Raw genomic sequence first — 15558 nt, 5'->3', positions numbered from 1 at the left:
AGCGGGCTGCGGCGCGGGCTCGGGGCGCGGTGGCGGGCTGTGGGGCAGGCGGGGATTGATGACGGTGCCGGAACCAACCTCAGCGCTGAGGTAGCCCTCGGCGGTGAGCTGCTCATACGCGGTAACGACGCTGCCGCGGGAGACGCCGAGCTGGGTGGCCAGCGCGCGCGTGGAGGGGACGGGCTCGCCGGGCAGCAGGGCGCCGGAGGTGACATCGGCGCGCACGGCGGCGGCGATTTGGACCGGCAGGGCGCGCGTATCGGCGGGGTCGAGGCGCAGGGGCATAAACACAGTATAAGTGGTACAACCCAACACGCGGGAAATGGTTCTTTACTTGTACCACTTCGGCAGGGCAGTATAGAGCGCATGACCGAAAACATTGCGACCACGCGCGTGAAACGTGGACTAGCTGACATGCTCAAGGGCGGCGTCATCATGGACGTCGTGACCCCGGAACAGGCGCGCATCGCCGAGGATGCGGGCGCGAGCGCCGTCATGGCACTTGAGCGCGTGCCTGCCGATATCCGCGCCCAGGGCGGCGTGGCCCGCATGTCCGATCCGGAGCTTATCGAGGGCATCGTCGACGCCGTATCCATCCCCGTGATGGCGAAGGCGCGCATTGGCCACTTCGTCGAGGCGCAGATTCTGGGCGAGCTCGGCGTGGACTTCATCGACGAGTCCGAGGTGCTCAGCCCCGCCGATTACGTCAACCACATCAATAAGTGGGACTTCGATGTGCCATTCGTGTGCGGCGCCACCAACCTGGGCGAGGCCCTGCGCCGTATTACCGAGGGTGCGGCCATGATTCGATCCAAGGGCGAGGCCGGCACCGGCGATGTCTCCGAGGCCGTCAAGCACCTGCGCACCATTCGCGCGGAAATCGCCCGCCTGCAGCACCTCGACCGCGACGAGCTGTACGTCGCTGCCAAGGAACTCCAGGCACCGTACGACCTGGTTGCAGAGGTTGCGGAGACCGGCAAGCTGCCGGTCGTCCTCTTTGTTGCCGGCGGCGTGGCCACGCCTGCCGATGCCGCCCTCGTCCGCCAGATGGGCGCCGAAGGCGTCTTCGTGGGCTCCGGCATCTTCAAATCCGGTAACCCGTCGGCGCGCGCGGAGGCCATCGTGAAGGCCGCCACGCTTTACGATGACCCCGCCGAGCTCGCCAAGCTCTCCCGCGGCCTGGGCGAGGCCATGGTCGGCATCAATGTCGGCGATGTGCCGGCACCGCACCGCCTAGCCGAGCGCGGCTGGTAATCGCGTGGTGATGCCACAAGAAGCTAGCGCCACGATCGGGGTGCTCGCGCTGCAAGGCGGCGTGGAAGAGCACCTGCGCATCCTCGAAGGCCTAGGGGCGGACACGCGCCGGGTGCGCGTGCCGCGCGACCTTGAGGGGCTGGATGGGCTGGTGATCCCGGGCGGGGAGTCGAGTGTCATCGACAAGCTCGCCCGCACCTTCGGCGTGGCAGGTCCGCTGCGCGCGGCCGTGGACCACGGCCTTCCCGTGCTCGCCACCTGCGCCGGGCTGATTTATTGCGCCCGCGAGCTGGATAACCCCTCGCCGGGTCAGCAGACCCTGGGGCTGCTCGATATCACCGTGCGGCGCAATGCCTTTGGCAACCAGCGCTTTTCCGCCGAGCGCACTGTGCCGGTTGTGGTCGGGGAAGAAACGCTGCCCATCGAGGCCAGCTTTATCCGCGCCCCGCTGGTCACCCGTGTGGGCGAGGGCGTGGAGGTCATCGCGACTGTGCCGCGCGACGGCGCGGAGGAAGCGGTCGTGGGCGTGCGCCACGGCGGCGTCACCGCTTTGAGCTTTCACCCGGAAGAAAATGATGAGGCGCGCGTGCACGCCGCCTGGCTGGACAGTATCCGCTAGGCGCCGGATAGGCCGCGGCGCTTGAGCAGCGGCGCGACGTCCTTATCGCGCCCGCGGAAGTCGCGGTAGGCCGCACCGAAATCGCGGGAGGCGCCGCGGGAGAGGATGAGGTCCCGGAACTTCTGCCCGGCGGCGCGCAGATCGCTTTGCTCCTTGAACCACTCAAAACCATCGGCATCGAGCGCCTCCGCCCACAGGTAGGAGTAGTAGCCCGCGGAGTAGCCGCCGGCGAAGATGTGGTTGAAGTACGTCGAGTGGTACCGCGGAGCGATGTGCGGGTTATCCAGGCCCACCGCGCGCAGGGCCTCCTCCTCGAATGCGTCCACGGCCTCCGGGGTGGCTTCCAGCGCTGCGGCGTCCTTGGCGCTGAGCGAATGCCACGCCAAATCGATAATGGAGGCCGCCAAGTACTCCGAGGTGGCAAAACCCTGGCCAAATTCGGAAGCGGCGGTCACGGCATCGAGCAGCTCATCGGGGATCGGCTCGCCGGTATCGACGTGGCGCGCATACTGCTTGACCAGAGTCTTATCTAGCGCCCAGTTCTCATTGATCTGCGAGGGGAACTCCACCCAGTCGCGCGGGACGTTGGTGCCGGCGAAGGTGGGGTAGTGGACATCGGAAAGCAGCCCATGCAAGGCATGGCCGAATTCGTGGAAGAGGGTGTGCACCTCGTCCAGACTCAGCAGGGGCTGGGAACCATCGGCGGGCTTGGTAATGCCCAGCACGTTGACGATGACCGGCTTGCGTTCCAGCAGGCCCGATTGGCCCACGAACTGGCTCATCCACGCACCACCGCGCTTGGTGGGGCGGCCGAAGTAATCCGTGAGCAGCAGGCCGATTCCCTTATCTCCGTGTTCGCCCTGTTCTTCGTGTTCGACATCCTTGTCGAACACCTCCCACACGCGCACGCCCTCGGCATAGCCCTCTAGGTCCTCGCGCGGGATAACGGTAATGCCGTACAGGCGCTCGGCGGCGGCGAATACGCCCTGGGTAAGGACGTTGTCTAGGGGGAAGTACTGGCGCAGCTCTTCCTCGTCGAGCGAGAAGTCGCGGGCGCGGACCTTGGATTCCCAGTAGGGCCAGTCGGCGGCGTGGAAGTCTTGCTCGTTGAGCGTGGCTTCCTCGGCTAATAGCTTGTGTTCGCCGGCGGCATTGGCCGCGGCAGCGGGGGCGAGGTCTGCGAGCATGTCGCGCGCGGCTTCGGCGTTGCCTGCGGTTTCTTCTGCGATGACGTAATCGGCGTGGGAGGCATAGCCCAGCAGCTCGGCGCGCTCGGCGCGCAGTTGGACGGCCTCGATAAGCCCTGGAATGTTGTTTTCGGAGCCCCTGCTTGCCGATGCCGCATAGAGCTTTCTCCGCGCCCCCTCCTGAGCCAAGCGGGACTGCTCCGATTGCACGGTAGGCAGCTCGAGCGGGATGACGTAGCCTTCGCGGCCCAGGGCCTTGGCATCCGCCTTGGCCGAGGCGATGCGCTCTGGCGGCAGGCCTTCGAGCTCTTCTTCCGTGAACTCGACGGCGCGCTCGCGCGTGGAGGCCATGAGATTGCGGCCGAATTCCTCAGATAGGGCGGAGAGGCGCTGGTTGATATCGGAGAGGCGGGCCTTGCCGGCGGCATCGAGATCCGCTCCCTGGCGTGCGAAGGTGCGCAGCAGGTGTTCGTGCAGGCGAGTACCCTCCTCATCGCCGGCGGGCGGGGTGGCGTCCTTGATGCGCTGGTAGAGCTTTTCGTCCTGGTACATCGCATCGTAGTGGGCGGAAAGGCGCGGATAGATATCGGCGGCGATCTCTTCCATCTCATCGGTGACGTCCGTGCCAGAAAGATTGCCAAAGACCGACATCACGCGGTCGAGGTCTTGGCCGGATCGCTCGAGGGCCTCCACGGTGTTTTCCCAGGTGGGGGCGGCGGTGTTTTCGGTAATGGCGGTGAGCTCGGCGTCGTGGCGCGCGAGCGCTTCGTCGAAGGCGGGGCGGTAGTGCTCGACCTTAATCTCCGCAAACGGCGGGAGTTGGTAGGGCAACGATGAAGGGTGGAGTAATGGATTAGTCATAAATGACCAATGTACCCATTAACCTCACCCTCTGTGATGGCTTTCACTGAGAAGGCTAGCCCACCGGTACTAGCTCCGCGTCTTCATCCTTCTCCTTCTTCGACGGCGTGGTCTTTCGCTTTCCGGTATTCATCAAGATGATGTCTAGTACGAGGAATGCGGCAAGGGTAATGCCCAAAAGCGGCATAAATACACCGATAGTTGCGGCAAAGAGCGCGCCCAGGCCGGTGGTGGCCCAGGAGAAGTGCCGCTTGGAGCCAGGGGCAAATTGCGGCCGGCGCTTCCACCACATGTAGTAGCCCAGAACCACCATGGCGGCGATGGCGAGGCCGAGGGCGAACAGGGCAATCTGCAGCGGCAGGCCAAACATAATGCCCATGTGCAGGTAGATTCCCCAGCTGCTGAGCTTGCTAAATAGCGGCAGTTCGGAGAAAGGCAGGCGGTCGATGACCTCGCCGGTGGAACCGTCGACGGAAACCTCATCGGAGGTATAGCGCCACTCGACCCAGCGCTCGCTGGCCTTCCACCCCGAGTCGGTGTCTTCCGGGGCGTACAGGCGTAGCGGGCCGGTTAGGCCTTCTGCGCGGCCGGTGGCATAGACGCGCTCGGCCTGCTCGGCGATGACCGCCGGCTCCGGTGCCTCGCCCGCAGCTTCCGCATCCCCACCGTGAGCGCCGTGGGCGCCGTGGCCTTCGTGCCCGGCGTGGGCATCGTGTGCGGCATCGGCGGAGGAATCGGTGGTAAGCGCGGTTTCTACCGGCGTGGCCTTCCAGTTCAACTTCTCCACCACGGAATTGACGTTCCCGCCGGCCAGCTGGGACCAGGTGATGCCGGTGGCAGACAGGCCAATGAGCCCGATGAAAATCCAAGCGCCCATCGTGGAGTGCAGGCGGGTGGCCTTCCAGCGCTTGGAGCGCTGCGGCTGGTTCTTCAGCGGTGCGGCAGCTTTCTTGGGCCGGCGGCGAATCCACCACATGTAAAGGCCACCGCAGGCTAGGACCCACAGCCAGGAGGCGGCTAGCTCGGAATAGAGCTCGCCCGGCTGGCCCAGGTGGAAGCTTTCATGCAGCGAGGAGATCCAGCGGCGCAGCGGCATTTCGCCCAGGCCAGAATAGGTGGGGTAGTCACCAATGACCTTGCCATCGGCCGGATTAATAAACACGGTGCGCTGCAGGCTCTCGTCGATGCCCGGATCCGCCACCAGCACGCGCGTGGAGTCCGTCGCCGATTCTGCCGGCCACACCTGGGAGACCGGCATATCCGGGTGCTCCTTCTGGGCAGCGCTGATTTGGTCCTCCAGGCTTACCGGGTTATTTACTTCCTCGACGGTCATGACGTCGTGGTAAGCAAACTTTTCCAGGGTGGGCGCCAGTGCATAGAGGCAGCCGGTCAATGCCGCGATCAGGATGAAGGGGCCGACGAACATGCCGCCGTAAAAGTGTATGCGTTGGATGAAGGAACGCAGAGTCGTCCGACTCATAAAATAGTTCTCTTTCGTGCTTAGTGGTCAGTTGCATGGGTGCTGATATCAACTGCACTAATAGTCGGAACTTAGGCAACCCTGGTTCCCGGAAGGTGAAAAATTTTTTCAGTTGTGTGAAAACGAGGGGGGCGAAAACGACGACACCGCGCGCCCTGCAAAGGGAACGCGCGGTGAAATCTAGCTGGTGAAGAAAGCTCTTACTTCTTCAGGCCATCGATGATCTCGTTGAACTGTGCGACGGGGCGCATGACAGCGGAGGTCTTCTCGTCGTTGGGCCAGTAGTAGCCGCCGAGGTCGGCGGGCTCACCCTGGGCATCGATAAGAGCCTGGGAGATCTCATCGGCCTTGCCGGAAAGCTCGGAGGCGACGTCCTTGAAGGAGGCCGCGAGATCGGCATCCTCGGTCTGGTTAGCCAGCTCCTCGGCCCAGAAGGTGGCCAGGAAGAAGTGGGAACCGCGGTTGTCGTTCTCGCCCACCTTGCGGGATGGGGACTTGCCCTCATTGAGCAAGCGCTCGGTGGCCTTGTCCAGGGTGGTGGCCAGCACGCCGGCCTTTTCGTTGCCGTTGGTCTGGTTCTCGTGGCGGAAGGACTCGGCCAACGCTAGGAACTCACCGAGGGAATCCCAGCGCAGGTGGTTTTCTTCCTGCACCTGCTGGACGTGCTTCGGGGCGGAGCCGCCGGCACCGGTCTCGAAGAGGCCGCCGCCTGCCATCAGTGGAACCACGGACAGCATCTTTGCGGAGGTGCCCAGCTCGAGGATGGGGAAGAGGTCCGTGTTGTAGTCACGCAGCACGTTACCGGTCACGGAGATGGTGTCCTCGCCGCGGCGGATGCGCTCGATGGAGGTCTTGGTAGCGGTTACTGGATCCTCGATGGAGATGTCCAGGCCCTCGGTGTCGTGGTCCTTAAGGTACTTCTCCACCAGGGACTTGATATTGCGGTCGTGGCCGCGCTCTGGGTCGAGCCAGAAGATGGTCTTCATGCCGGACAGGCGGGCGCGGTTAACGGCGAGCTTGACCCAATCCTGGATTGGCTCGTCCTTGGTCTGGCAGGCGCGCCAGATATCGCCGGCCTCGACGTCGTGCTCGATGAGCACCTCGCCCTTGGAGTTGCGGACCTCAACGGTGCCGGCTGCCGGCACCTTGAAGGTCTTGTTGTGGGAGCCGTACTCCTCGGCCTTCTTGGCCATCAGGCCGACGTTCGGAACGGTACCCATGGTGGTGGGGTCAAAGGCGCCGTTTTTCTTGCAGTCCTCGATGACGGCCTGGTACACACCGGCGTAGGAGGAATCCGGGATGACGGCGAGGGTGTCCTGCTCCTCGTCGTTCTTATTCCACATGTGGCCGGAGGTGCGGATCATTGCCGGCATGGAGGCGTCAATGATGACATCGGAAGGCACGTGCAGGTTGGTGATGCCCTTGTGGGAGTTGACCATGGCGAGATCGGGGCCATCGGCAAGCGCGGAGTCGAAAGCAGCCTTGATCTCCTCGCCATTGTCGAGCTTGTCCAGGCCCTCCAGGATGGAGCCCAAGCCGTTCTCGCCGTTCAGGCCGGCGGAGATGAGCTCGTCACCGTACTGATCAAAGACATCGGCGAAGTAGGTGCGCACGACGTGGCCGAAGAGGATGGGGTCAGAGACCTTCATCATGGTGGCCTTCAGGTGGGTGGAAAAGAGCACGCCCTCTTCCTTGGCGCGCTTGACCTGCTGGAGCAGGAACTCATCGAGGGCCTTGGCGGACATGAAGGTGCCGTCAATGACCTCGTCCTTAAGAACCGGCAGTTCCGGCAGCAGGGTCTGCTCGCCGTCGGCGGTCTTCAGCACGATGGACAGGGTGTCTTCCTCAGGGATGATGACGGACTTCTCGTTGTGGCGGAAGTCGTTATCGTCCATGGTGGCGACGTTGGTCTTGGAATCCTTGGACCATTCACCCATGCGGTGCGGGTGCTTCTTAACAAAGTTCTTTACGGCCTCCGGCGCGCGGCGGTCGGAATTGCCCTCACGCAGGACAGGGTTAACGGCGGAGCCCTTGACGGAATCGTAGCGGGCCGCGATGTCCTTTTCCTCGTCGGTGGACGGGTTATCCGGGTAATCAGGCAGATCGTAGCCGGCGGCTTGCAGCTCGGCGATGGCCTTCTTCAGCTGCACCAGGGAAGCCGAGATATTCGGCAGCTTGATGATATTAGCCTCTGGGGTCTTGGCCATCTTGCCCAGCTCAGCCAGGGCGTCTTCCACCTTCTGCTCCTCGGTGAGGCGCTCCGGGAACTGCGCGGCGATGCGGGCAGCCAGGGAAATATCGCGGGTTTCTACGTCAATGCCCGCGGTGGAAGCGAAGGCCTCCACGATGGGCTTGAGGGAGTAGGTCGCCAGAAGCGGCGCCTCATCGGTACGGGTCCACGTAATCTTAGCCATGATTCTCCTATTAAATGTGGGAAAATTTCTTCAGGTGACCAGATTACCGATTTTGTCCGCTCCATGTGGAGCGCTCGGTACATTCTGGGGCTGGGTGGCATCGGTCACGGGGCCATGCGCTGGGTAAATCTCTTCACCTGTCCACGCCCTGAACATGCTTTATGCGCAGGTGGGGTGTATTGTCGCCCCTCGTGAAAATTATCGATCAGTTAAGCCCGCGCAGCGCCCACGAACACCGCATTCACCGTCGGCCTTTGCCCCGCCAGACGGAGATTTCTACCGCGCGCCGCACCATCGTCATGGTGGCGATGGCCCTAGGCGCGTTTGCTATCGGTACCACCGAGTTCGTCTCGATGGGCCTGCTGCCGCTGATCGCGGAGGACTTCGGGGTTTCTGAAGATACCGCCTCCACGCTGATTACTACCTACGCGCTCGGCGTGGTGGTCGGCGCGCCGCTGATTGCGGCGTTTACCGGCAAGCTCCCGCGCCGCCGCCTCATCCTCTTGCTCATCGGCTTTTTGGTGGTGGGCAACCTGCTCTCGGTCCTCGCGCCGAATTACTGGGTGCTCATGGTGGCACGCTTCATCGCCGGCATGCCCCACGGTGCGTATTTCTCCGTGGCCAACCTGTCTGCGGCATCGATGGCCCCTCCCGGCGGGCGCGGCAAGGCCATGGCTTTTGTGGGCATGGGCCTTGCCATCGCCACGGTCATCGGCGTGCCCGCGGCACAGGCCTTGGGTTCCGCGCTGGGCTGGCACGCGGCCTACCTGGTGGTCGTGGTCATCGGCCTTATTACCGCCGTGGCCCTGTTCTTCCTCATGCCGCACATGACGGAGATGAAACAGACCGATATCCGCACCGAGTTCGGCGCCTTTAAAAACAGCCAGGTGTGGCTCACCGTCATCATGGGCGTGGTGGGTTTCGGCGGCATGTTCTCCGTCTACACGTATATTTCCTGGACCATGACCGAGGTCGCGGGCCTGAGCGATAGATTGATTTGGGTCGTGCTCATGGCCTACGGCATTGGCATGACGATTGGCAATGCCTTTGGCGGCTGGTTGGCGGACCGCAACCTCGAATTCGGGATCATTTTCGCCTTGGCCAGCCTGATCATCATCCTCACGGCCTTCTACTTCCTGTCCAGCCACGCCATCCCGGCCACCATTTGCTTTGGCATGGTGGCGTTTATGGGCTCCACGCTGGTGCCATCCCTGCAGCTACGCTTGGTCCACGTGGCGGGCGATGCCCAAACCTTATCCGCAGCGCTCAACCAGTCCGCGCTCAATATCGCGAACGCGGCCGGTGCGACCATCGGCGGCATCGTCGTCGGCGCGGGCTTGGGTTACTCTGCTCCGGCGCTGGCGGGCGCCGGCTTGGCGGCCGCGGGTTGCGTTGTGTGGGCGATAACAATGTGGGATAAAAAACGCCTTGCCAATCGCGGCTAGAACTACCACCGCACACGCCTATATTCTGGAGCACTATGAGCCTTACCATCGCTAGCGTCAACGTCAACGGAATCCGCGCCGCGTGCAAGCAGCGCAATGAGAATAACCCCGGCATGAATGCCTGGTTGGAACAGACCCCGGCCGATATCGTGCTGATGCAAGAGGTCCGCGCCACCCCGGACCAAGCCAGAAAGGCCCTGGCACCAGCCCTGGAGGCGGGCTGGCACTTGGAGCTTGCCGATGCCGCCGCCAAGGGCCGCGCCGGAGTAGGCATCCTCTCTCGCACGCCGCTTGCCGATGTCGAAATCGGTTTCGGTTCCTTCACCGACGCCGGCCGCTGGATTGCCGCTACCACCCGCGATATCCGCGTGGCCTCGCTGTATCTGCCCTCCGGCGATACCGATTCGCCGAAGCTGGATGAAAAATACCGCTTCTTGGATGAATTCGATTCCGTGCTGGCAGAAAACGCCGATAAGGACATGGTCATCGGCGGCGACTGGAATATCTGCCACCGCGCCCAGGATTTGAAGAATAATAAGGCCAACGAGAAGAAGGCCGGCCACCTGCCAGAAGAGCGCGCCTTTTTGGACCACGTCTTCGGCAGCTTCCCGGATGAGACGCCGCAGGAGAAAAAGAACTTGGGTGAGTGGCTCGGCGTCGTGGACTACGCGGGCACCACGCCGTGGGAGCCGTCCACCGCGCCGCAGTGGTTCGACGTGGCGCGTCGGCTCCACCCAGAGGCCGATGGGCCCTATACCTGGTGGACCTACCGCGGCCAGGCCTTCAATAACGATGCGGGCTGGCGCATCGACTACCAAGCCGCAACTCAGCCGCTGCTCGATCGCGCGCAGCGCACCTGGGTGGATAAGGCCCCGACCGTGGAGCAGCGCTGGTCCGATCACTCGCCGCTCCTGGTGGAATACGCCTGATGTCGCCGCTATTTAGCGTCCTGTACGTCATTGGTATTACCGCCGAGTCCATGACCGCTGCGCTATCGGCCGGACGGCAGAAGCTCGATCTCTTCGGCGTGACGATGATCGCCTCCATCACGGCGCTAGGCGGCGGCACCGTCCGCGATATCGTGCTCGCGGATCCGCCGCTGACCTGGGTGGAGCACCCCATCTATCTGGTCATCGTCATCGCCGCCGCCATCGTCACGGTGGGCATGTCCTTCCTCATGCACTATTTCCGCTACCTCTTCCTCATCCTCGATGCCTTGGGGCTGGCGGTCTTTTCCGTGCTGGGCACCCAGATTGCCGCGCACTTGGGCTACGGCTTCATCATCGCCTCGGTATCCGCGGTCATCTCCGGCGTCTTCGGCGGCGTGTTGCGTGATCTGCTCTCAGACCGCATTCCGCTGGTATTTTCTGGCGAATTTTACGCGGCCATCTCGATCCTCGCGGCCGGACTCTACATGATTCTCCTGCGCGCCGGGCTATCGGAGGAACCCACGGCGATCATTACCGCCTTGGTCTGCTTCGCTGCGCGCCTTGCGGCTATCTACTTCAAGACGGGCCTGCCCGTCTTTGAATACCGCGATGGTGAGCAACAGATGGATCCGCGCCTGCGGCTATCGGCGCGCATCGTGCGCGATGGTGCCCGCCGTGCAAAGCGGAAGGCGGGCGCGGCCACCCGCTACGCCAGCCCGATTACCCGGCCGCTGGGCCGCAGCAAGCGCAACGCAAGCGATTTTTCCTCCCCGCTCAGCCTCGAGGAGCTAAATAACAACCGGATTGCACGGCCGACCGCCCGCTCATCCATTACCCGCCCCAGCGGCAAGCACTCACCTGGGGCGAGGGGAGTGGATGCGCAGCAGCAATGGACCTTCAACAAGGAGGATGTGGGCAGGCAAAGGACCCCCAAGCACAAGCAGTAGTGCTAGTATAAACACGTTAAAAATTTCGAAATCTGCAACGGAGAAAGTTCATGGCTCGCGCAATTATTCCTTTTGTCCTTGGCGCCGTAATCCTCGCCTTGAGCATCTGGTGGTGGACTACTGTCGGACCGTCCTTCGCCTTCCTTGGCCCCATCGTTCTCATGGGCGTCGGCGGTGCCTTCATGGTGACCGGTTTCGCCATCTTCATGGACATCGTCAGCCCCACCTCCCGCAAGGTCTAAGGGCACGGTCTGGCGATGAGGGCTATCGATCTGCTCACGGACATGGCGCAGCGCCCGCTCGATGCGCTCGCCGCATTGCCGGAGTTGAGCAACGAGACCGCCAATGCGCACTTTGGTGATCACCCGAACTCGATCACGTGGCTGCTATGGCACACCGGCCGCATGGCAGACCTGCAGCTTGCGCAACTGACCGGGGAAGAAGAGCTGTGGCAGCGCTACGACCTCGACCTGCCGGACGCCATGGGTTATGGCCAATCGGCGGAGGAAGCGCGTGCGGTGACCACGCAGGACATCGGCAAGCTCCGCAGCTATACCCAGGAAGCATTGGAGCAGGTCAAGGCGTATGTGACCTCGCTGGAGGATGACAACCTCGATGACGTGATCGACACCTCGTGGACGCCGCACGTTACCCGCGGTGTCCGGCTGGTCTCGATTTTTGATGATGCCGCGCAGCATCTTGGGGCGGCCAATCAACAAGCAAAAATGACGGAGTAACATTACCTGACATGACTGATTCCACTGCATCTAATTCTGCATCCCGCGTACTTTCCGGCATTCAGCCCACCGCTGATTCCTATCACTTGGGAAATTACTTGGGAGCGCTCAAGCAGTGGATCGATCTGCAGGAAGGCTACGATGCCTTTTACTTCATCCCGGATCTGCACGCGATTACCGTGGAACAGAATCCGGAGGAGCTGCGCAACCGCACCATGGCCGGTGCGGCACAGCTCATCGCGCTGGGCATCGACCCGGAGAAATCCACCCTCTTCGTCCAGTCCCACGTGCCCGCCCATGCGGAGCTGACCTGGGTATTCCAGTGCCTGACCGGCTTCGGTGAGGCCTCCCGCATGACGCAGTTCAAGGATAAATCCGCCAAGCGCGGCGCCGATCGCACCTCGGTGGGTCTTTTTACCTACCCCATCCTGATGGCGGCCGATATCCTGCTGTACTCGCCGGATTACGTGCCAGTGGGCGAGGACCAGCGTCAGCACTTGGAGCTCACCCGCAATCTGGCCGAGCGCTTCAACAATAAATACGGCGAGACCTTCCACGTGCCAGAGCCGTTCATTCCAGAGGGCGCGGCGAAGATCTATGACCTGCAGGACCCGACGTCCAAGATGTCCAAGTCCGGCCCGAATCCGAAGGGCCTGGTCAACCTGCTCGATGCCCCGAAGACCTCTGCCAAGCGCATTAAGTCCGCCGTGACCGATGACCTGGGCTCGGTCGCCTTCGACCGGGAAAACCAGCCGGGCGTATCGAACCTGCTGGTCATCCAGTCTGCGCTGACCGGCGAGTCCATCGACTCCTTGGTGGAAAAGTACGCCGGTAAGGGCTACGGGCACCTGAAGGTGGATACCGCGGAGGCGCTCGAGGCCTTCACCACGCCGCTCAAGCAGCGCTATGACGAGCTCATGGCGGATCGTGGCGAGCTGGAGCGCATCTTGGAGCGCGGTGCCCAGACCGCACAGGAAGTAGCGCAGCCGCTTGTCGATGCCGTCTATGAAAAAGTCGGCTTCCTTCCTCGCCCGCGCAGGTAGTAGGTACCCCTTAACCCACCCCACCGAGGGACAAGTGGGTGTTTGCCAGCTACGCTATACGGGATAAGCGCTGTGCGAACAAGAAGGGAAGCACGTGTCCACCACCACGCAATCCTCATCTAAGAAGACGGACCACTACGGCATCGAGCGTGCGAACGCCGATGATCCGGGAGCGATAGATAAGGTACGGCGTAAATCGCCCTTTGTTGACCACCTCATGCGCATGCAGGAGCGCTATGCCGCAGAGGGCGGCAACCAGTTTTCTGCTGGCATTACCTATTACTCGGTCCTGTCCATCTTCCCGTTGGCGATGCTGCTGGTGGCCACCATCGCCGCTGTCCTTGCTAACCGTGAGGACCTACTCAATGATCTCCAGTCCTATATCACCGACTCCATTGACGGGAACCTCAGCGAGTCGGTCAATGAGATCTTGGATACGGCCATCGACCAGCGCGGCGCCATGTTCGGTATTGGTGGTTTGACTACTCTGTGGTCCGGACTGGGGTGGATGAACCACCTGCGCATCGGCATTTCCGCCATGTGGGGCATCGATGCCAATGATGGCGGCTCCTTCCTGAAAAAGAAGTTCTCTGACCTTCTGGGGCTTATCGGCCTGATCATTGCCTTTGTCGTCGCCTTCGGCGTGACCGCGGCGGGTTCCTCCGGCCTTACGCAGAAGATATTTGACCTCTTAGGTATCGATTCTTTCCCCGGCATGGGTTATGTCTTCTTCTTCAGCGGCTTGTTGCTGGGACTTATCGCCAACTTCATCGTCATGTGGTGGCTGATTATGATCCTGCCGCGCACGAAGGTGCCTAAGAAGTCCGGCTTTATCGGTGCCGCCATCGGTGCGGTAGCGTTCGAGGCCATTAAACAGCTGTCCACGGTGATCATGGCCTCTGCCACCGGCAGCCCGGCCGGTGCGGTCTTTGGCCCGGTCATCGTCCTGATGATTGTCATGTACTTGGTGTGGCGCGTGGTGCTGTATATTTCCGCATGGACCGCGACGACCGCAGAATCCCTGAAGTACGCGCACCCGCCGGTTCCAGAACCTGCCGTTATTCGCGTGCGCAACGAGGTGCGCGAGGGTGCACCAGCAGGTGCGGTCTTCGGTGTGGGCGCCGCTCTGGGCGCTGCGGCTGTGGGCGCGACGAAGCTTTTCCGCCGGAAATAAAAATCCTCCCTACGGGTGAGGGCCGCCGCGCTCTTTACCTTTAAGATAGGACACTATGAGAGAGTGTCTAATGGTTTGTGTGTAGGTTCCCAACCTGCATAAGGAGATAAGCCAGAATGACTAGTGTGGCACGACGAGATCCGGCTGATAAGGCCAAGATTGATGCGATTGAAAAGAAGCTTCTTGCTAACCCTGAGATGGCGAAACTTATTGATGAGCTAGGCACTTCCACCACGGATGCCAATGATTTGGTTCGCGGTATGTTGCAAGCTTCAATTACCCGCGGGCTGAACGCGGAAATGGATACCCACCTGGGTTATGCATCCGGTGATAGAGCAGCTAAAGCTACTGCTGGAACGGATAATTACCGCAATGGGACGTATCCGAAAACCGTAGATTCTAATTACGGGCCAGTAAGCATTGATGTTCCACGAGATAGAAACGGCACATTTGTTCCTACGATGGTTCCTAAAGGCTCTAGGCGGCTGACAGATGTTGACGATATGATTGTCAGCTTATATGCCGGCGGAATGACCATTCGGGATATCCAGCATCATATGGCTACTGCACTGCGGGTAGATATCTCTCATGAAACAATCTCTGCAGTAACTGATGCCGTCCTCGATGAGGTCATGGTCTGGCAAAACCGCCAGCTAGAAGAGTTTTACCCCGTTATCTTCCTGGATGCGTTGCGCATTAAAGTCCGCGATGGTGGCAGGGTTGTCAACAAGTCTGCCTATATGGCAATCGGGGTGGACCTCGACGGGATCAAGCATATTTTGGGATTGTGGATTGCCAAAGAAGAAGGCGCATCGTTTTGGGCACATGTATGTGCCAACTTATCTAACCGTGGGGTCAAAGACGTCTTTATTGTCTGCTGTGACGGGCTGAAAGGCTTGCCACAGGCAGTAGAGGCAACATGGCCGAATTCAATGGTCCAAACCTGTATCGTGCATTTAATTCGCGCTGCCAACAGGTGGGTATCTTATGGTGACCGCAAGAGCGTATCAGCAGCGTTGAAGAAGGTGTATACAGCTACCGATGAATCCACGGCGCAAGCGGCGTTGAAGGAATTTTCAAAGTCTGAACTGGGTGTGAAGTACCCTCGGTCGGTCAAGGTCTGGGAGGATGCGTGGGATAGATTCGTGCCATTTTTGCAGTTTCCTCCAGCGGCTAGGAAGGTTATCTATACGACGAATTCGATTGAATCGTTTAACAATCAGCTGCGTAAAGCCACCCGCAACAGGGTGCAGTTCACTAACGATGAATCCGCGTTAAAGACGCTGTGGTTGATGATCTGCAATATTGAAGACAAACGAGCCTTAAAGAGGGCCAAGCAAGGCAAACGAGCCTCAGCTACAGCCAGCAGGCTCGTGGAAGGAGCACGAGTATCCGGCTGGAAACAAGCCATCAACCAAATGGCCGTGGCCTTTCCCGACCGCTTCGACAAATACCTATAAACCTAACC

Annotated in this window: 14 protein-coding genes; 10 read left to right on the top strand and 4 right to left on the bottom strand. The window is 61.3% G+C overall.

Annotated elements, in window-relative coordinates; genetic code table 11:
- Positions 1-285: GntR family transcriptional regulator (locus tag ABRP87_RS07110; RefSeq protein WP_349868189.1), on the bottom strand; the 285-nt coding region annotated here is incomplete at its 3' end.
- Positions 286-366: 81 nt separating this feature from the next.
- Here ABRP87_RS07110 and pdxS point away from each other — a divergent pair.
- Positions 367-1254, top strand: coding sequence for a pyridoxal 5'-phosphate synthase lyase subunit PdxS (pdxS, locus tag ABRP87_RS07105; protein ID WP_126318381.1), 888 nt, complete (start codon positions 367-369; stop codon positions 1252-1254).
- Between the two features lie 10 nt (positions 1255-1264).
- On the top strand, positions 1265-1873 hold the full coding sequence (gene pdxT, locus ABRP87_RS07100; RefSeq protein WP_349868188.1) for a pyridoxal 5'-phosphate synthase glutaminase subunit PdxT: 609 nt from the start codon (positions 1265-1267) through the stop codon (positions 1871-1873).
- On the opposite strand, the gene ABRP87_RS07095 is transcribed toward pdxT, so the two are convergent.
- The 3 genes from ABRP87_RS07095 to ABRP87_RS07085 form a co-directional block, all read right to left on the bottom strand.
- Positions 1870-3921: a M3 family metallopeptidase gene (locus tag ABRP87_RS07095; protein ID WP_349868187.1), complete on the bottom strand. Its 2052-nt coding sequence runs from the start codon at positions 3919-3921 to the stop codon at positions 1870-1872. The genes pdxT and ABRP87_RS07095 overlap by 4 nt on opposite strands.
- Positions 3922-3976: 55 nt before the next feature.
- On the bottom strand, positions 3977-5401 hold the full coding sequence (locus tag ABRP87_RS07090; RefSeq protein WP_349868186.1) for a PepSY-associated TM helix domain-containing protein: 1425 nt from the start codon (positions 5399-5401) through the stop codon (positions 3977-3979).
- Positions 5402-5601: 200 nt separating this feature from the next.
- Positions 5602-7815: an NADP-dependent isocitrate dehydrogenase gene (locus ABRP87_RS07085; protein WP_349868185.1), complete on the bottom strand. Its 2214-nt coding sequence runs from the start codon at positions 7813-7815 to the stop codon at positions 5602-5604.
- A gap of 191 nt (positions 7816-8006) precedes the next feature.
- On the opposite strand from ABRP87_RS07085, the gene ABRP87_RS07080 reads away from it, so the two are divergent.
- From ABRP87_RS07080 to ABRP87_RS07045, 8 genes are all read left to right on the top strand, one after another.
- The gene (locus tag ABRP87_RS07080) at positions 8007-9260 is read left to right on the top strand and encodes an MFS transporter (protein WP_284771950.1); all 1254 of its coding nucleotides are present in this window, start codon (positions 8007-8009) and stop codon (positions 9258-9260) included.
- Between the two features lie 35 nt (positions 9261-9295).
- Positions 9296-10189 (top strand): exodeoxyribonuclease III, encoded by an 894-nt coding sequence (locus tag ABRP87_RS07075; RefSeq protein ID WP_284771951.1) that lies wholly within the window; start codon positions 9296-9298, stop codon positions 10187-10189.
- On the top strand, positions 10189-11136 hold the full coding sequence (locus ABRP87_RS07070; RefSeq protein ID WP_284771952.1) for a trimeric intracellular cation channel family protein: 948 nt from the start codon (positions 10189-10191) through the stop codon (positions 11134-11136). The genes ABRP87_RS07075 and ABRP87_RS07070 overlap by 1 nt, the downstream gene beginning before the upstream one ends.
- 50 nt (positions 11137-11186) lie before the next feature.
- The gene (locus tag ABRP87_RS07065; RefSeq protein WP_239270105.1) at positions 11187-11378 is read left to right on the top strand and encodes a hypothetical protein; all 192 of its coding nucleotides are present in this window, start codon (positions 11187-11189) and stop codon (positions 11376-11378) included.
- Between the two features lie 15 nt (positions 11379-11393).
- Positions 11394-11873 (top strand): DinB family protein, encoded by a 480-nt coding sequence (locus tag ABRP87_RS07060; protein WP_005281515.1) that lies wholly within the window; start codon positions 11394-11396, stop codon positions 11871-11873.
- Between the two features lie 11 nt (positions 11874-11884).
- On the top strand, positions 11885-12916 hold the full coding sequence (trpS, locus tag ABRP87_RS07055; RefSeq protein WP_239270103.1) for a tryptophan--tRNA ligase: 1032 nt from the start codon (positions 11885-11887) through the stop codon (positions 12914-12916).
- Positions 12917-13010: 94 nt separating this feature from the next.
- Positions 13011-14090: a YhjD/YihY/BrkB family envelope integrity protein gene (locus tag ABRP87_RS07050; protein ID WP_298692636.1), complete on the top strand. Its 1080-nt coding sequence runs from the start codon at positions 13011-13013 to the stop codon at positions 14088-14090.
- 116 nt (positions 14091-14206) lie between these two features.
- Complete coding sequence (locus ABRP87_RS07045; protein ID WP_349868184.1) at positions 14207-15550, top strand: IS256 family transposase; 1344 nt, start codon at positions 14207-14209, stop codon at positions 15548-15550.
- Positions 15551-15558: the final 8 nt, after the last annotated feature.

The organism is Corynebacterium sp. KPL2830, assembly GCF_040225635.1.
Taxonomy (GTDB): domain Bacteria; phylum Actinomycetota; class Actinomycetes; order Mycobacteriales; family Mycobacteriaceae; genus Corynebacterium.
Note: the sequence above shows the minus strand (reverse complement) of the source record. Positions and strands in the feature narration are given on the sequence as shown.